At 52.7% G+C, this 15,458-nt stretch carries 18 protein-coding genes; 7 read left to right on the top strand and 11 right to left on the bottom strand.

What is annotated here, in order from left to right:
- Nucleotides 1-5: 5 nt before the first annotated feature.
- Nucleotides 6-1,001, bottom strand: coding sequence for an alpha/beta fold hydrolase (locus OH144_RS02890; RefSeq protein WP_266204787.1), 996 nt, complete (start codon nucleotides 999-1,001; stop codon nucleotides 6-8).
- A 199-nt stretch (nucleotides 1,002-1,200) separates the two neighbouring features.
- Here OH144_RS02890 and OH144_RS02885 point away from each other — a divergent pair, with 199 nt between their 5' ends.
- Nucleotides 1,201-1,845: a hypothetical protein gene (locus OH144_RS02885; protein WP_266204786.1), complete on the top strand. Its 645-nt coding sequence runs from the start codon at nucleotides 1,201-1,203 to the stop codon at nucleotides 1,843-1,845.
- Nucleotides 1,846-2,028: 183 nt separating this feature from the next.
- On the opposite strand, the gene OH144_RS02880 is transcribed toward OH144_RS02885, so the two are convergent.
- Complete coding sequence (locus OH144_RS02880) at nucleotides 2,029-2,751, bottom strand: porin family protein (protein ID WP_266204785.1); 723 nt, start codon at nucleotides 2,749-2,751, stop codon at nucleotides 2,029-2,031.
- Nucleotides 2,752-3,010: 259 nt separating this feature from the next.
- Here OH144_RS02880 and OH144_RS02875 point away from each other — a divergent pair, with 259 nt between their 5' ends.
- The 3 genes from OH144_RS02875 to OH144_RS02865 all read left to right on the top strand — a co-directional run bounded on the left by OH144_RS02875 (nucleotide 3,011) and on the right by OH144_RS02865 (nucleotide 5,271).
- The gene (locus OH144_RS02875; RefSeq protein WP_266204784.1) at nucleotides 3,011-4,060 is read left to right on the top strand and encodes a nucleoid-associated protein; all 1,050 of its coding nucleotides are present in this window, start codon (nucleotides 3,011-3,013) and stop codon (nucleotides 4,058-4,060) included.
- Between the two features lie 95 nt (nucleotides 4,061-4,155).
- Nucleotides 4,156-4,587 carry a hypothetical protein gene (locus OH144_RS02870; protein ID WP_266204783.1) on the top strand — a complete coding sequence of 144 codons (432 nt, stop codon included), beginning with the start codon at nucleotides 4,156-4,158 and terminating at the stop codon, nucleotides 4,585-4,587.
- Between the two features lie 243 nt (nucleotides 4,588-4,830).
- On the top strand, nucleotides 4,831-5,271 hold the full coding sequence (locus tag OH144_RS02865) for a hypothetical protein (protein WP_266204782.1): 441 nt from the start codon (nucleotides 4,831-4,833) through the stop codon (nucleotides 5,269-5,271).
- Nucleotides 5,272-5,283: 12 nt separating this feature from the next.
- On the opposite strand, the gene OH144_RS02860 is transcribed toward OH144_RS02865, so the two are convergent.
- Nucleotides 5,284-6,240 (bottom strand): sterol desaturase family protein, encoded by a 957-nt coding sequence (locus OH144_RS02860; protein ID WP_266204781.1) that lies wholly within the window; start codon nucleotides 6,238-6,240, stop codon nucleotides 5,284-5,286.
- A gap of 189 nt (nucleotides 6,241-6,429) precedes the next feature.
- On the opposite strand from OH144_RS02860, the gene OH144_RS02855 reads away from it, so the two are divergent.
- Nucleotides 6,430-6,621, top strand: coding sequence for a hypothetical protein (locus OH144_RS02855; protein WP_266204780.1), 192 nt, complete (start codon nucleotides 6,430-6,432; stop codon nucleotides 6,619-6,621).
- A gap of 935 nt (nucleotides 6,622-7,556) precedes the next feature.
- Here the strand turns inward: OH144_RS02855 and OH144_RS02850 are convergent.
- From OH144_RS02850 to OH144_RS02835, 4 genes are all read right to left on the bottom strand, one after another.
- Nucleotides 7,557-8,120 carry an HD domain-containing protein gene (locus tag OH144_RS02850; RefSeq protein ID WP_266204779.1) on the bottom strand — a complete coding sequence of 188 codons (564 nt, stop codon included), beginning with the start codon at nucleotides 8,118-8,120 and terminating at the stop codon, nucleotides 7,557-7,559.
- 102 nt (nucleotides 8,121-8,222) lie between these two features.
- Nucleotides 8,223-8,747 carry an RlpA-like double-psi beta-barrel domain-containing protein gene (locus OH144_RS02845; protein ID WP_266204778.1) on the bottom strand — a complete coding sequence of 175 codons (525 nt, stop codon included), beginning with the start codon at nucleotides 8,745-8,747 and terminating at the stop codon, nucleotides 8,223-8,225.
- A gap of 303 nt (nucleotides 8,748-9,050) precedes the next feature.
- The gene (locus OH144_RS02840) at nucleotides 9,051-9,848 is read right to left on the bottom strand and encodes a TVP38/TMEM64 family protein (RefSeq protein ID WP_266204777.1); all 798 of its coding nucleotides are present in this window, start codon (nucleotides 9,846-9,848) and stop codon (nucleotides 9,051-9,053) included.
- Nucleotides 9,845-10,666 carry a rhomboid family intramembrane serine protease gene (locus OH144_RS02835; RefSeq protein WP_266204776.1) on the bottom strand — a complete coding sequence of 274 codons (822 nt, stop codon included), beginning with the start codon at nucleotides 10,664-10,666 and terminating at the stop codon, nucleotides 9,845-9,847. The genes OH144_RS02840 and OH144_RS02835 overlap by 4 nt, the downstream gene beginning before the upstream one ends.
- 193 nt (nucleotides 10,667-10,859) lie before the next feature.
- Here OH144_RS02835 and OH144_RS02830 point away from each other — a divergent pair, with 193 nt between their 5' ends.
- Both OH144_RS02830 and OH144_RS02825 read left to right on the top strand, forming a co-directional pair.
- Entirely contained in the window at nucleotides 10,860-12,719 is a 1,860-nt protein-coding gene (locus tag OH144_RS02830) for a glycoside hydrolase family 3 protein (RefSeq protein WP_266204775.1), read from the top strand.
- A 55-nt stretch (nucleotides 12,720-12,774) separates the two neighbouring features.
- A complete protein-coding gene (locus tag OH144_RS02825; RefSeq protein WP_266204774.1) occupies nucleotides 12,775-13,488 on the top strand; it encodes a hypothetical protein in 714 nt (237 codons plus the stop codon).
- Nucleotides 13,489-13,978: 490 nt separating this feature from the next.
- On the opposite strand, the gene OH144_RS02820 is transcribed toward OH144_RS02825, so the two are convergent.
- The 4 genes from OH144_RS02820 to OH144_RS02805 are packed head-to-tail and all read right to left on the bottom strand — an operon-like array spanning nucleotide 13,979 to nucleotide 15,445.
- Nucleotides 13,979-14,431, bottom strand: coding sequence for a hypothetical protein (locus tag OH144_RS02820; RefSeq protein ID WP_266204773.1), 453 nt, complete (start codon nucleotides 14,429-14,431; stop codon nucleotides 13,979-13,981).
- An 18-nt stretch (nucleotides 14,432-14,449) separates the two neighbouring features.
- The gene (locus OH144_RS02815) at nucleotides 14,450-14,683 is read right to left on the bottom strand and encodes a hypothetical protein (protein ID WP_266204772.1); all 234 of its coding nucleotides are present in this window, start codon (nucleotides 14,681-14,683) and stop codon (nucleotides 14,450-14,452) included.
- A gap of 11 nt (nucleotides 14,684-14,694) precedes the next feature.
- A complete protein-coding gene (locus OH144_RS02810; RefSeq protein ID WP_266204771.1) occupies nucleotides 14,695-14,970 on the bottom strand; it encodes a hypothetical protein in 276 nt (91 codons plus the stop codon).
- A 10-nt stretch (nucleotides 14,971-14,980) separates the two neighbouring features.
- Nucleotides 14,981-15,445 (bottom strand): lipocalin-like domain-containing protein, encoded by a 465-nt coding sequence (locus OH144_RS02805; RefSeq protein WP_266204770.1) that lies wholly within the window; start codon nucleotides 15,443-15,445, stop codon nucleotides 14,981-14,983.
- Nucleotides 15,446-15,458: the final 13 nt, after the last annotated feature.

Raw genomic sequence — 15,458 nt, 5'->3', positions numbered from 1 at the left:
CAGCCCTACCTCAGAAACTGCAGCAGCTCCCTGTGGAACCGTTCCGTGGCCTCCAGGTGCGGAATATGGCCCACTTTTTCCAGTTCTACCAGTTTAGCCCCGGGGATGGCCTTAGCCGTTTGCTTGCCCAACTGCGGGTACTGCCCATGCTCCTTTAGCTTTTGCTTGTCCTCAATAAACCCTTTGCCCACAATGGTGCGATCCTCCTGCCCTATCAAAACAAGAGTAGGCGCCTTTATTTGCCCGAACTCATACACCACCGGCTGCTGGTAAATCATGTCATAAGTTAGCGCGGATACTTTGGCCACCTTCGGGAAATCAGGATGGTTGGTCTGGGCGGCCGGCACCTGCACCCACTCCTCGTAGGCAGGTTTCCAGGAAGTATAGTAGGTCTGGTGATAATTTTTGATAGCTTCCGCCGTCTGCTTCTGCTCCGACTGGTATAGCTCCTGCAGGTTCTTGTAAGGCACAAACAAGCGGTAATCCTCCAGCCCGATCGGGTTCTCCAGCACCAGTTTTGTGGTCATGCCGGGATACATGAGCGCGAAGCGCGTAGCCAGCATACCGCCCATCGAGTGGCCCACCACCGCCACCTGCCGCACCCCGAGCTGCTGTAAGAGCCGCTGCGTGTTCTGGGCCAGCTGATGAAACGTATAGCTTATCTCCGGCTTCTCAGACTTGCCAAAGCCCAGTTGGTCCGGCACAATCACCCTGAACCCGTTATCCGACAGGAACTGGATCGTCTGACGCCAATAAGCGCCCATAAAGTTTTTGCCGTGCAAAAGCAGCACTGCCTGCGGGTTTTGCACCTGCCTGGCCGGCGCCACATCCATGTAAGCCATTTTATACTTCTGTCCCTCTACCTCCGCCTCAAAGTATTTTACCTCATGCGGGTATTGGTATCCTTCCAGGGTGGCGTTGAGGGAGGAAGGTACTTGTTGGGCCTGCGCGGCCCAGACGAAGGCCAGCAAACTTAGCAGCAGTAAGTGTAGGTGTTTCATGAAAAAGTGTTTGGTACAGCTTTTTTAACTGCTTCAACGGACAATTGTTCCCAAGCCGTCGCATCGGACCCTTGCGGGGCCGGAGATGTAAAAAAATATAGTTGTGTGTTTTGTATTATAGTATGTTTAATTACCTATATTTATAGCTGATTTTTCAATTAAAATCTAATCAATCATCTTTTAAGACAAACTTACAGTTATGAGAAAAATTTACTTTTTCGCCATTCTTTGCCTGAGCCTTGCCATCCACAGCTGCGGGCCCAAGATTTACAAGGCTGCTTCTTTCGAGCAGGTAAAGCAGAACCACAAAGTGCTGGCTATCATGCCGTTTGATGTTACTATTGAGTCCAGAAGGCTGCCGAAAGGTGTAACGGCCGAGATGATGCAAGACCAGCAGCGCGATTACGGCTACGGGATGCAAGGCGACGTATATGGCTATTTCCTGCGCCAGATGAGCAAGGACAAGTATACGGTCTCCTTTCAGGATGTGAATAAAACCAACGCGCTGCTGAATGAGGCTGGCCTGACGTACGAGGACCTGCGCACCGCTTCCAAGGAGAAGCTTTGCCAGATACTGGGCGTAGACGCCGTTGTATCGGGTAGCGCGGTGATGTCGAAGCCGATGTCGGATGGAGCTGCGGTAGCTGTTGGCCTGCTGGTAGGCGCCTGGGGGCCTACCAACTCTGTGAACACCTCTATTACGGTGCATGAGGCGCAGGCCGGTGACCTGATGTGGAAGTATGACTACGAGGCTTCGGGCAGCGTTTTCAGCAGCCGCCAGTCGCTTTCTAACGCCTTGATGAAAAACTCCTCCAAGAAATTCCCCTACAAGAAATCTTCTTAAAGTATAGACTCCTACATCCTTAATAAAAAGCCCGTTGCGATGTATAGTAACGGGCTTTTTGGATTAAACAGGGTACTGGTATGCTTGCAGCTTATACTTGGCTTACCTGAAAGTATAAAAAAACCCACCGCAGCTGCGGTGGGCCTTGTGTAAATTACCAAACACTAAACTTTAATCTTATACTTAGAAGGTAAAACCGACAGATGCCTTGATCACCCGGTTGAACGTATCGAAGTTGTTTCTGCTGTCAATGGAGTTGAGGCCGTAGTCATAGCCGGCGCTGATGTTAAGGCCGCTAGCGAACTTATAGCCCAGGCCGCCTGTCACGGCCACATCCACTTCCCGGAAGCCGCTCTTCATGTCCCACTCCTGGTTCAGGGCCTTAAAGCCGAAGGCGCCCGCCTCAGCCGACACTTTATTAGACAACAGGTAAGACACCTGCGGACCGGCAAAAATATGGAACCCCTCCCCTACGTATACTTTCGCCAGCACGGGCAGGTCCAGGTATTCGGCCTTGTTGGTCAGGGTAACGTTCGCGTTCACGAAATCAAACTGCTCCAGCGGAATCTTGCCCCGCAGCACCATGCCTTTCTGTGAGTACTGCAGCCCCGGCTCAATCTCGAAGCCCGGCGCCACCGGTATGTTCAGGTACGTACCCACATGAAAGCCGGGGCGCATCTCACGGCTGGCATACCCCGCCGACATATCGATCAGGTCCTGCACGCTTTGCATGGTCTCGCCCTCCCAGTCGGCCAGGTTTACGCCGGCCTTAATGCCAAAACGGAGCTGGCTCGGGCTATTATGATACGTTGATTGCTTGTTGTATCGAACAGGCTGCTGCTGGGCCTCAGCGCTCGCGGCGGCCAGCCCTATAGCGACAGCTATAAGTAGAAAAATCCTTTTCATGGTAGTAGTGGTTAAGTTTCCTCATTCTTTTCCGGTAAGCTGGCCTGCTTAATTCGGTTGAATGAAAGAACCGTGCCAAAAAGGGGACTTTTATACCACAAGCCGCATCACACAAAGTATAAAATATTAATAATCAGTAAATTAAAATTTTAATCTTCCTATACTTCCTATCTTTTAAGAGATGAGAAAGTATAAAGGAGCGCTGGTAAAAGCCAGTAATTGCTTAGCTTTGCCCCCTCAACTTGAAGCCGAAACACAGATGAAAGACAGAACGCAGGTGCGCCTGAAGCGACTGGCCGTGCACAGGGTAGGAAACAAAGCAAAGGAAGAGGGTGTGGTGGCCAGCAAGGAGCTGGTGGACCTGCGTGACGAGCAGCTCTACGACCTGCTGGTGAACTATTTCCTGTCGCCGTTTAAGCAGGAGGAGTTTTTCCGCTTCACCCATACGTCGGATGTCGCCCTGAACGAGATGTTTGCCTACTCGGCCCTGATCTTTGCCGAACCGCACAACTTCCATGCGTACTCGGTGCATATCCTGAACCACCTCTACCAACAGTCGGACCACCCGAAGGTAAAAAGCGGTGAGCTGTACGTGGTGCACTTTGAGGGCTGCCTGATGGAGGAAGAGGTAGTGGACGCGATCGGCATCTTTAAGTCTGAGAACAAGGACACATTCCTGACTTTTCAGGATGAGGCGGATGACCTGAACGTGAACTACCACTTCGGCGTGAACCTGAAAGGCGTGGACAAAGGCTGTATGATCTATAACACGCAGGCCGAGGACGGCTTTCGGGTGAAGTTGGTGGACGCCAACAGTTACGATGCGGTTTTCTGGAAAGATGATTTTCTGAATGTGGCCGAGCTACAGGATACGAACTACAACACCAAAACCGTTCTGAACCTGTGCAAGGATTTCTCAGAGGAAGTGTTCGCCCGCACCGAGAGCAAAAAGGCACAGGTAGACTTCATCAGCCGCTCCGTGGACTACTTCTCGAAAAGCGAGACTTTTGATCTGGAGGAGTTCACCAGCAGCGTGATTGACGAGCCGGAGACGAAAGAGCGCTTTAAAGACTATAGCCAGGCCTTTGCCGAGGAGCGCGACATAGAGGGCTTCACCGACTTTGCCATCAACAAGAATACGGTGCGCAACATGAAGCGCAAGTTCCGTAACTTCATCAAGCTCGACACGCAGATCGAGATCAAGTTCAGCGGCTATAACCCGGAGCAGAGCGAGCAGTATGTGGAGCGCGGCTTCGACCAGGAGCGGGGCATGCACTTCTACAAAGTATACTTTTACAGCGAAAGCTAGCCGAAACTATAGTTAGCGAAAAGCTGTTTTATACTTTTTGTTTGATTCGGAACGATAATTGCCTGCTACAACAGGAGAAAGAAACGATACCCTATATGAAGAAGATTGTCTTTGCCATCGCTTTTGCCCTGGCCGCCCCGGCCGCTTTCGCGCAGGCCCAACAGCCGCAAGCCAAGGCTGCCCAGTCCGGGCAGAGCCTGGAGCAGCGTGCCGAGGCCATCACCGCCGGTTTTTCCAAGAACCTGCGCCTCTCGCCCCAGCAAACCCAGAAAGTATACACCATCAACCTCACCAGCCTTAAAAATGCGGAGGAGGCTAAGGTAAAGTATAAAAACAACCCTAAAAAGCTGGTCAGCCAGATGGATATGATCAGCCAGACGCGCCTCTCGCAACTGAAGGACGTGCTGACGCCGCAACAGTTCCAACAGTACCAGCAGCGCCGCGAGGAGAAAATGGGCGTGCCGAGCCAGATGCTAAGCAACCCGGCGGCAAGGCAGCAAAACGCAGCCTACCAGGACAGTTACTAATATCAGAAGCATGGCCCGCGAGCCATGCTTATTTCATTTCCCCTCCCTTTTTGCTCTTTCAATTCTCTTCTCTCTAGTTTCTTTCGCCACCCGTAGGCATCCGTTCGTCCTATAAATTTGGTGGTTTTAAAATCTAGTGCTTAAATCTGCTAACTATTTTCGCCTGAATAGAATATAAATCCATAGTTTTCAACCTCTTAGCCATAGATAAAAAAGCAGGTTTCAGGGATTTATGCAGCACAGATGGAAGCGGGGGAGAAAGAGAAAGTAATTGTTGTGAAGGAGACCGATGTCTGCACCATCAAGGTAGATCTGTCGCTTTCGCTGCTGACGGTATACTGCAAGCAGCATATGGAGGGCCACGAAGTGCGGCAGAACATGACGGACATGCTGGTGATTGTGGATACCTATAAGCTCAGGTACCTGCTCGGTAACGTTCGGGCCCTGCACTACCTGAAGCTAGAAGACGCCAACTGGCTCTGGAACACCCTACTACCTACCTTAAGAGCATCTACCGTCCTTAAATGGGCCCGCGTGGAGGACCCTTTCTCTATGGTGGAGCTTAACTCGCTGCAGGTAAAGAAAAGGCTGGAGACAGAAGGCGTGGCTAAAAGCGAACTTCAGTTTGAGTCGTTTGTAGATGAGGAAAGCGCCCTGCACTGGCTCCTGTACAGCGATGAATAGACCTTTTATACTTTAGGCGGCCCCAGCCGCGTCTGTTGCCAGGCGTACCACCTGCTCCTGCGCTCTGCCAGCCTGCACCGGCTGCTCCTGCTGCTGGCTCTTCCGCTGATGCTCGGTTACCACAGCCCCGGGCGGCCTGTAAAGTATGAGGAACTTCTCCTTCCAGGTTTTCGCGTGTTTCATATCCTCCCAAATATCCATCCACTCATGAAACACCAGGTACACCGGGTTAAAGGAGGTGACGGGCTTGGTGAGACCATACTTTACCTGCTCCCGCTCCGGCTCAAAGGTACCGAACATCCTGTCCCAGATAATAAAGGTGGAGCCGTAGTTCTTATCGATGTAGCCGGGGTTGGAGCCGTGGTGCACGCGGTGGTGCGAGGGTGTGACAAAGAGATACTCAATTGGTTTAGGCAGCCTGCGCACTAGTTCTGTGTGCACGAAAAACTGGTATAGCACGGCCACCTGGTGGCAGATAAAGAAGGTGAACGGGTCGAAGCCCAGCAGGGGCACAGGTATGAAAAAGATGAACTTGATGTGCTGCGTCCAGCCCGTACGGAACGACACGGAGAAGTTCATGCGCTCCGAGGAATGGTGCGTTACGTGTGTGGCCCACCAGAACCGCTGCTCATGCGCCACCCGGTGCGCCCAGTACCGGCAGAGGTCAATGGCCACAAAGCAGACGATAAACATCCACCATTCCCGGGGCACGGCCCATGGCACCTTGTTGTATATAACCAGGGCGATACCGAAGAGCCATATCTTCAGCAGCGCCCCCAACACGGCATTCACGGCCCCTATCGTCAGTGCTGACACAAACTCTGTTTTATGGTAGGTGTTCCGGTTTCTGTAGATGCCGTACAGCCACTCCCCCACCACCGACAGCACGATAACCGGCGCAGCATAGTGCATAATGGTAAGGTCGTTTAACCGTTCAAGCTCCTCAAAGGTGTATAACTCTTTCTCCATACTGACAGTGGCTAAAACCTGATGTAGCCTATTAGAACGGCCAAAGCCGGAAAGAGTTAAGCCAGCCATTACGCCCGCAAGTATAAACCTGATATAATTCCCATAAGCAAGCCCTGCCGGAGGATATACACGGCGACTGCACTGGTACTATTTGCCAGGGACTTCGTAAATTGAGGCAAAAATTACGTCATGCGCATCCGAAAGAAAGTTAAAGCAACCATATCTGCACAAGGCTCCCGCTTTGCCGCCCTCGACACATTTGTAAAAGCCGCTGAAAAGGAGAACTGGACAGAGCAGGAAATTCAGTTTGTGATTAACGAGGTAGTAGAGGCAAAAGATGATAAAGAAGGGTTCGAGATTTTAAGGGAGTATACTTTGTAGCGGCAGTTATACTTATACTTCCCGCTTTCTGGCGCAAGTCTCCGGACTTGTGACCAATGATAGTAACGAGTCTGTAACTAGATTGGCTTGAAAAGCCATACTTATACTTGTCTGAATCAGGATTTTCAGGATGAGGGATGAGCAGGATTTTATACTTGGGCTATACTTCCATCCTTCACTCACATCTCTCGCTGGCGCGGGTTTGCAACCCGTGCCTTCTTATTCGTTGGGTTTGCAACCCGACTGGCTCGCAGAGCCATGCGTATACTTGAGTTTTACTTTATACTTCACTGGCGCAAGCGTCCGCTTGTGCCTCTCTTAGCCCCTGCTTTCTGCAATTGAAAACAAGCTATACTTTATAGTTACTGCTGATCCCCCAGACTTACAGATCTATCGTTTCATTTCTGGCTTTGGTGCTCTCCAGCCCGAGAGGGCTCGTCCTTTGGCATCGCGCGGTGTACATTTCCTTTGCTTGACCTGCGGTCTCAGCAATTTCGCTAAAGCGAAACCGGAAATCTACAAGGCGCTCAACCCAAGGACTGGGATCAGATTCGATAGCCACTGTAATTTGTCATCTCAACCTTTGGGAGAGATCTCTTTAGAATTTTGGATAGATCTCTCGCCCTGCTCGAGATGGCAATAAAGTAAAGTAAGTATAATTCCCCTCCTCTGGACTAGCCAAAACGCGAGTTTTGAGCTAGCGAGCATAGCTCTCAGGGGTGGGTTTATACTTGTAGGGACAGGTCGCGACCTGTCCGCGCAATACCAACAAAACGGAGTTCATACTTTAGCCACAGTAGGTAGTTACAGGCTACCCTTCTTAGCCAAGGAGGGGCAGGGGTGGTTGGACACATTAGCATGCTAACGCCCCCGAACATAAAAGCGGCAGCCACTCTACCAGCAGCTGCCGCTTCCCTTTTATACTTTGTCCTGTTCTACGCCTGCTCCTCCACCGGCTGCAGTTGCAGTTCCTGCTGGTGTTGCTGCAGTACTTCGATGATAAAGCTGACATGCTCCTTCAGGTCCACGCCAAACATCTCGGCGCCCAGCCTTACCTCTTCCCGGTCCACGGAGGCGGCAAAGCTTTTCTGGCCCAGCTTCTTTAACACCGACTTCGCCTCCAGCCCCTGCAACCTGGTTGGCCGCACCTGGGCGCAGGCTACCACAAACCCGGTTACCTCATCGCAGGCCACCAGTGCCTTGTCCAGCAGCGAGTTGTAAGGCACGCCCCACTTGGTATAATGTGCCGAGATGGCATGGGCTATCTCCTCCTCGCCCCGCTCGCGCAGCTGACCCACGATCACGCCGGGGTGCTGGCTGGGGTAAGCCTCGTAGTCTGCGTCGTGTAGCAGGCCCGTGATGCCCCATTGTTCCTCGTCCTCCCCCAGTTTGGCGGCGTAGGCACGCATTACTAATTCTACGGTGCGGGCATGGCGCAGCAGGCTATCGCTTTTGGTTATGCTTTCCAGTATGGTTCTGGCTTCCTGGTGTGTTATCATCGCTTCTTATGCTTGATTTCCGAAAAACCTAAAATAACGATTATCCCACAGCTGCCAAAGCCCTTTTCATATTTGTGGAAGCCAACTCCATTACGTAGTGGCTCAATCCAGCCGGGCAATCTGCACGTTGTTCCAATGCCCCATTACCTTGTCGTGTTTGCCTACCAGGATGTCGATTTTCCGTTGCATGCGCTTGTTCATAATATCACGCACGATGTACAGGCCATCCAGCTCCTCAGAAATACCCGTTACCCACAGGGAATCCCCAAATTCCACTTCGCCGCCCCATCTGCTATGCAAGTCGCGCGATACGGCAATCCAGCGGTGTTGTTTGGGGTTTTTGGGGTTGATGCGGGAGCCGTCGGCAGTGATGAAGGGCGTGCTGTCTGTTTGGCCTGGCTCGGGATGATATATGGATGCAGAAACGGTAATCGTGGGGGTCGGTTCGGGAAGTGCTGCCAGTTCGTCGGCTTGTTCTTCTGTTTCCAGCGGGGACCATTCGAGAGGCAGTTCGGATAGCGATTCTTCGACTTTCGGCGCGGAGGATTCAGCCTCAAAGAAGGATAATTCTTCAGCCAGTGCTATAACAACATAGAACACAGCCGCGAGTAATTTAACCCTAAACATATGCAGTCCTTTTCGTGAAACATCGATTTTCTAATAACAACCCGCTTAAACGACGCTTTCAGGGAAGGGTTTTGCAATGTTGCAGGAAAAGTATGGGAGGGCCGATTTAGAGATAAATCACTGTCGTTATACTTTTTATATATAAACTAGTATAATAAGAAGCACCTAATGCTATTTGATCCTCTCCGAATGGGGGCACATGCACCTGCTCATAAGGCTAGTAGAAGTATAACGCTGCGCTGTGGCTACTGCCCCCCTTCGGCGGGTTAACGTATAAAACGGGCTGCAGAAGTATAGGGCTGTTTATTTTTTCCGGACGTACTTTTCGTAGGCAATGTAGCCGATAAAGGCGACGAGGCTGAGGGCGGAAACCCAGATAAGGCCGCTTTGGAGGCGGTCGTTATTTTCCCCGAGCCAGGCAAGAAGTATGGTCAGTGGCAAAATGCCCGCTAGCGTGGCCCCTATAAACTTAAAGTAGCCCATCCCGGCCAGGCCCGCCACTAAGCTGATGGCATCATTGGAGAGGAACGGGGAAATGCGCGCAATGATGATGGCCCAGATGCCGTACTTGTCCATGAAGCCCGCCACCTTCCGCTCCGACTTCTGCCCAATGATTTTGCTCACGGTTGCCTCGCCCAGGCCCCGGCCAATCCAGTAACCCACCGTAGAGGCCACCGCCACGGCAGTAACGGCAATCACAGAGCCCCATACAGGCCCATAGGCAATAATGGCCACCAGCATCAGCGCCACCACGTTTATCACCAGCAGGAACATCTGCGCCACCATGGCCGCTACGATAAAGAAAGGGCCCCAGAAGCCGAACTGGCTCACCCATTCCGAAATCCGGTTCTTATCGCCGCTCGTGAGAACCTCCCAACCGGTATTGACTTCCTCCTGAAAGCCCGGGAACACGAAGTAGGAGGCCACCAGGCCCCCGATCAGCAGGGCTGTCACGACCAGCGGCCACTTGCTTTGCTTCACCTCCCCCTGTTGCTGCGCCGCCTCGTGCCGCTGCCGGCTTACCTGCTTTGGATCCATGTGTTTCTGGCTTTCCTTTACCCGGACATGGTGCTTCTTGATGTCTTGCTGTTCTCCGCTCATACTTTTGTCTTTGGCTTCGTCTGTATTTTAGACGAGCCAGCCGCCGCATTGGTTGAGATTTTTACCGAGATGTGGGCTGCATCGAAAGTATACGTATATACCTTCTGCACAGTGTCTGTCTGGACGCTGTAGCTGATGAACATGTGCTGGTAGTGGCGCCCCACGGTGCTGCTTACGTGCCGCTGCACCACATTCGGCTCCAGGGGCCTGTTTGCCGGCTGCACCGCATCGCCCTCGCCAAAGGCGATGGCCGCCACCAGCCCGCTCAGCAGCCCCGCCACGTGCCCCTCCCACGACACCCGCTCCTCCCCCGGAAACAACCCGTAGAACAGGCCGCTGTACAGAAACAGCACCGCCAGCGACACGGCCATGGCTCCCCGGTTCTGGCGCAGGAAGCCGTTAAAGAGCAGGAAACCCGCCAAGCCATACACTACTCCGCTCGCCCCAATGTGGTACGCTTGCCGCCCGATAAGCCAGGTCAGCAGTCCGCTCAACACGTAGACTAGCACGATAACTTTTAGCGCCACCTTGCGGTGCATGTAAAGGATGAGCCCCGAGAGCAGCACCAGCGGAAAGGTGTTGGAAAGCAGGTGCAGCAGCCCCCCATGGATCAGAGGGCCAAAGAACACGCCTACCAGCCCGAGGATATTGCGCGGAAGAATGCCCAGAAAAGCCAGGTCGGCCCCGGTGAGGTAACTGAGCAGGGCCACGAGCCAAAGCAGCGCCGCAAAGAGCAGCCCCGGCAGAAAGCTATAGCCAAAATGAGGAGCATCCTCTGCTAAGGTATGCGTATGATCTCTCGGGGTGAAAAAGGACATAACTGAATGTGCGTTTCTTTAAAGATAAGCCAAAATGAACAAAAACTCCTTCCAGTTACTTTACCCTATAAGCATTCTTTAACGTAGACAGACAGTTACGACCCCAAGTAAAGGTATATTTTTACCCGGTTACAGCCCTGTCGGCACCAGACAAAGGCAAGAAAGTACAAATTGGTGCGTTATTTAGAGTATCATGCAAAGGATCCTACACAAAGCGAATCTCCTCAAAGCCTGTCGTTTATGGTTGCTGCCCCTGCTGGCCGTGGTGCTGTGCTCCTGCGAGGGCTCCGACGCACAGCGCAGGAGCTTTTCGGAAGAGCAGCGGCAGTTTTATCCGGTAGAGCGCCCCGCTACCTATAACCGCCCTTCCTCGCTTATTGCCGCGCTGGAGGATAGTTCCTCTTACTGGGTGGATTCAGTCTTCAATACGCTTACACCAGAGGAGCGTATCGCGCAGCTAATCATAATTGAGGCTTTCTCAAACAAAGGAGAAAAGTATGAAGCCGATGTGATGCGGCTGATAAAACAGTATAAAGTAGGTGGTATCATCTTCTTCCAGGGAGGCCCGGTGCGGCAGGCAAGACTTACGAACGCGTACCAGGCGGCCTCCAAAGTGCCTTTGTGGATTTCGATGGATGCCGAGACCGGGGTGGGCATGCGCCTGGACTCTACCGTGGAATACCCTTCGCAGCAGATGCTGGGCGCCTTAACCGATAACGACCTGATCTACCGCATGGGCGTGGAAGTGGCGCAGGAGTTTAAGCGGCTGGGCATGCACATTAACTTCGCGCCGGTGGCCGACGTGAACAACAACCCCAGGAACCCAGTCATCAGTTACCGCTCTTTCGGCGAGGACAAGTATGAGGTGGCGGCGAAGAGCATAGCCTACATGCAGGGCATGCAGGACGGCGGCATTATGGCGGTGGCCAAGCACTTCCCCGGCCACGGCGACACGGATGTGGACTCGCACTACGACCTGCCCGTGATACCTTTCGGCCGCGAACGGCTGGACTCGCTCGAGTTGTACCCTTTCCGGGAGATGATAAAGCATGGCTTAGGCGGCATGATGGTGGCCCACATGCACATCCCGCAGCTCGACCCGGCCGAGAACGTGCCCTCTACCCTTTCGGAACCCATCGTGACCGGCCTGCTGAAGCAGCAGCTCAACTACAAGGGCCTCATCTTTACGGATGCCATGGTGATGAAAGGCGTAACCAAGTATTTTGAGCCCGGTGAGGCGGAGGCCCGCGCCCTGATGGCCGGCAACGATGTGCTGGAGCGCCTGAACAGCGTGCCCAAGGCCATCAGCGCCGTGAAAGAGGCTATCGAGAACGGCGACCTGACACAGGAGGAGATTGACAGGCGCTGCAAGCGCGTACTGGCGGCCAAGCAGTGGCTGGGGCTGGATAAGTATAAGCCTGTTGCGGAAGAGAACCTGTACGAGGACCTGAACCCACCTATCGCCGATCTGATCAACAAGCACATTGCAGAAAACGCGGTCACTTTGCTCAACAATAAGAAGAAGATGCTCCCGCTGCAGCAGACGCCGCGTATGTCCATCGCCACGCTCTCTGTAGGCACCGACCGCGTTACGGCCTTTCAGCGCCAGGTGAAGCATCTTACCAGCAAGACCGACGACTTCTTTATCTCCCGAAAAGCCAACGGCAAGGAGACCCGGAAAATGTGGAAGCAGTTGAAAAAGTACGATGTGGTGCTGGTGGCGCTTTACGGCCCCAGCATCCGCCCCACCAATAAGCTGGGTTATTCCGACGATGCCACCAAACTGGTGCAGCAGCTGGCAAAGTCGAACAAGGCCGTGATTACGCTTTTTAACAATGCCTATGCCTTAAACCAGTTCCCAGATATAGAGAACAGCAGGGCGCTGCTGGTGGGGTACCAGGGGTATTTTCATGCGCAAGCAGCGGCGGCCGAAGTAATCTTCGGCAAGGTGCCCGCCCGGGGCAAGTTGGCCGTCACCGTGAACAAGCATTATACTTTCGGCGATGGCATTTACCTCAATAAGCCGTTTATGGCTGGCCCTCCAGTGCCATAAGCATCCTGAACCGGCAAGTTTCGTACTATAGCATCAAACACGATAGATAAGAAACATGCTGATGAAAAAGGCCCCTTATACCCTTAGAATAACCTTTATACTTTCTGCCATTACCTTGCTCTGGAGTTGCGATGGCCGCCGAGAGGTGGAGGGCGATGAAACAGTAGTAACCAACACCGAAGAAAGAGACACCGCCACCGTGGTAAAATCGGGGGAGACGGCGGAGCAGGAACTGGAGGAATTCAGGGGGTGGCTGAACAAGCAGGCCGAAAAAGGCGATACCGCCATCCGCAAAGAGTGGCCGCAGGTGAAAGAGGAACTGCGCCGCCGAAACGCCCAGCTGGAGAGTAAGTTCGACAGCCTCTCCGAGAAATCGAAGGCGGAGTACAGAGACCTGCAAGACCGCTACCGAAGCTGGGAAGAGCGCCAGGAGCGCCGTATGCAGCAGCCGCTGGATGCTAAGAAAGTAACAGCCTGGCAGGAGCAGTTGCTCCGCGAGTACGATGACCTGGCACAATTGCAGCCGTCCCAGATGCGCGAGGCCTACCTTACCTTTATGGGCACCGTACGCGCCAAGCGCAAAAACTGGACACAGAGCGATTGGGGTTACGTGGACCACGTATATGGTAAACTAAATGAGCGTCGCGGCCAGTTGGAGAGCCAGATCAGCACCTCCGATAAACTTAAGATACGTACGCTGCAGGCAGAATACCTAACCCTGGAAGGAGCTGCCGACACAAAGGATATGTTCAGGAACGTAGAGGAGTAGTGAGAGAGGCGAAAGTCTTGTCGCATACTAATACCAGTATAAATTCATTTGTGCGTATCAGGACCACTTGTCCGGCAACCCAAACTCTCTTCCCAGGAAGTAGAAGCTACCTACGATTAGGCTTCAAGTTCACTATACAGCTACCCTCCCGCAAGTTTTCAACTCGTGGTTCTCCGAGCTGGCAAGCCTCCAGCTTGCGATGCCCGGCAGCAGGTAACGTTTATACTTGTGCAAGCTGAAAGCTTGCTTCATTAAAGGCCATAAGATGCAATCTTGCGGCAGGAATATTATGTCTCCTACTGGTAGCCTTGGAGGGGTTGGGGTGGCTTAATGTTTTTTTAGGCGCACGACCCACTCAATTCTGGTATCAGCAACGGGTTATAGGCGAAGTATAATTTTCTACCATGCCCGCCATTATCTTCTCCGGGACCTGCCTTTCGGTGGTGCAGTGGTTGAGGGATTCCGTGAGCTATGCGGGTATTCCAAGGTCTCAGTAAATCAATTCTGCAGCAACAATAACAGTAACCAGCGCTAGAAAATTCGTGATTGTCATCCCCAGGAACTGGTATTTGAAGGCATTCTTGTGGTTGAGTCCTGTCAACGCAAACATGGTTAGGATGACACCGGAATGCGGCATGACCGTGAAAACTGACGAGGCAATGGCGGCAACACGGTGGATGACATCCGGGTGAATACCCAGCGCCAGGTAATTCTCAGCGAAAGCCTGTAACACGATGCTCAAAGCTCCGGAGGAGGAACCGGTGATGCCGCCAAAGGCAGCTGATGCCAGGGACAAACTAATGAGCGGGTTGCCGGGAATTCCAAGTATAAAATCTGAGATAAAGCGGAACCCGGGAGCCAGCGTAATGACAAAACCAAAAGCAACCGAAGACGAGGTGAGCAGGATGGGCATGACCGAACCGCTGGCGCCTTCGTTCAGCACCGGTATCTGACCGGGAATCTACTTCCGGAAAGCAATGGCTGATACCACGATAGCAGCGGCCAACCCTATCAGGATGATATACTCAATTTCCAGAAAACTGCCGATCAGGATAATGATAATTGGGATCACGATAGGTAATACTGCTGCCAGGAAGGGCGGGATTTTCTCTTTCAGCTTTTCAGAGGAAAGCGCCGTGATCAGAAAAAGCCCCACCAGCACCGGATAGGGCTTCTCCGTGCCTGTTAAGGCCAAAATCTGATCCGCTATGGATTGGGCGCCCCGCTCTCTTCGATGTATTTGGCCAGGATGGCACCGAGCGCAAACACCGCAAAAAAGTTGATGACAAAATCCGCCAGGCCACTCATGTAGGAGTGCTTCTCCACCAGAGACCCGAAGAAGGGCATCTGATTCGTGACGATAACGATGACGGTACACAAAGGAGCCAGAATAAGGATGCTGATGCCTTTCATGGCGCCATAAATGATACAGACAATGGCCAGGATGACACCTGCTATCTGTACGATCTCCACTGGCTCCATCGGCGCTTGTTTACTGTGCGTCTGCCCGTTTCCAGGTTAAATAGGAGTTAACCTTTTTACCCTTCGAAACGATTGGCGCTGCCGTACTCAAATGCAACAGGTCGCCCTCCACTTTTACCACACGGGGTTGGGTCTGGCCGGTCCAGTTTGGGAAAAGGGAAACATACATGGAGTGGGTCAGCGTTTGCTTTTCTTCGCCTACATGAAACGGTCCGGAATAGGCAATGTAAGTAGAAGCCTCCTGTTTATACTCTTCATCGGTGCCATCAAACCAGTCGCCCGATTCAAAGTTCTCCCGATCGGGGTGCATCAGTTGCGCGGACATATAGCCATCGGGTGTGTATAGGATGATCCCCATCGGTTTTTCGCTCATCGGGTAGAACGTGTCTGATCCATCCACAGGCTGCTCTTCATAGGATTCATAGGAGACAAGCTTCCACGCACCAATCAGCTGATCTCTTAATTTACCTGCCATCTTAATCTGGTTA

The organism is Pontibacter kalidii, from assembly GCF_026278245.1.
Lineage (GTDB): Bacteria > Bacteroidota > Bacteroidia > Cytophagales > Hymenobacteraceae > Pontibacter > Pontibacter kalidii.
Note: the sequence above shows the minus strand (reverse complement) of the source record. Positions and strands in the feature narration are given on the sequence as shown.

Coding starts and splice junctions, on each gene's coding strand:
- OH144_RS02860 (WP_266204781.1), bottom strand. CDS start 6,240: ATGGAGAAAGAGTTATACACCTTTGAGGAGCTTGAACGGTTAAACGAC.
- OH144_RS02875 (WP_266204784.1), top strand. CDS start 3,011: ATGAAAGACAGAACGCAGGTGCGCCTGAAGCGACTGGCCGTGCACAGG.
- OH144_RS02885 (WP_266204786.1), top strand. CDS start 1,201: ATGAGAAAAATTTACTTTTTCGCCATTCTTTGCCTGAGCCTTGCCATC.
- OH144_RS02855 (WP_266204780.1), top strand. CDS start 6,430: ATGCGCATCCGAAAGAAAGTTAAAGCAACCATATCTGCACAAGGCTCC.
- OH144_RS02890 (WP_266204787.1), bottom strand. CDS start 1,001: ATGAAACACCTACACTTACTGCTGCTAAGTTTGCTGGCCTTCGTCTGG.
- OH144_RS02840 (WP_266204777.1), bottom strand. CDS start 9,848: ATGAGCGGAGAACAGCAAGACATCAAGAAGCACCATGTCCGGGTAAAG.
- OH144_RS02835 (WP_266204776.1), bottom strand. CDS start 10,666: ATGTCCTTTTTCACCCCGAGAGATCATACGCATACCTTAGCAGAGGAT.
- OH144_RS02870 (WP_266204783.1), top strand. CDS start 4,156: ATGAAGAAGATTGTCTTTGCCATCGCTTTTGCCCTGGCCGCCCCGGCC.
- OH144_RS02830 (WP_266204775.1), top strand. CDS start 10,860: ATGCAAAGGATCCTACACAAAGCGAATCTCCTCAAAGCCTGTCGTTTA.
- OH144_RS02805 (WP_266204770.1), bottom strand. CDS start 15,445: ATGGCAGGTAAATTAAGAGATCAGCTGATTGGTGCGTGGAAGCTTGTC.
- OH144_RS02880 (WP_266204785.1), bottom strand. CDS start 2,751: ATGAAAAGGATTTTTCTACTTATAGCTGTCGCTATAGGGCTGGCCGCC.
- OH144_RS02825 (WP_266204774.1), top strand. CDS start 12,775: ATGCTGATGAAAAAGGCCCCTTATACCCTTAGAATAACCTTTATACTT.
- OH144_RS02845 (WP_266204778.1), bottom strand. CDS start 8,747: ATGTTTAGGGTTAAATTACTCGCGGCTGTGTTCTATGTTGTTATAGCA.
- OH144_RS02865 (WP_266204782.1), top strand. CDS start 4,831: ATGGAAGCGGGGGAGAAAGAGAAAGTAATTGTTGTGAAGGAGACCGAT.
- OH144_RS02850 (WP_266204779.1), bottom strand. CDS start 8,120: ATGATAACACACCAGGAAGCCAGAACCATACTGGAAAGCATAACCAAA.
- OH144_RS02810 (WP_266204771.1), bottom strand. CDS start 14,970: ATGGAGCCAGTGGAGATCGTACAGATAGCAGGTGTCATCCTGGCCATT.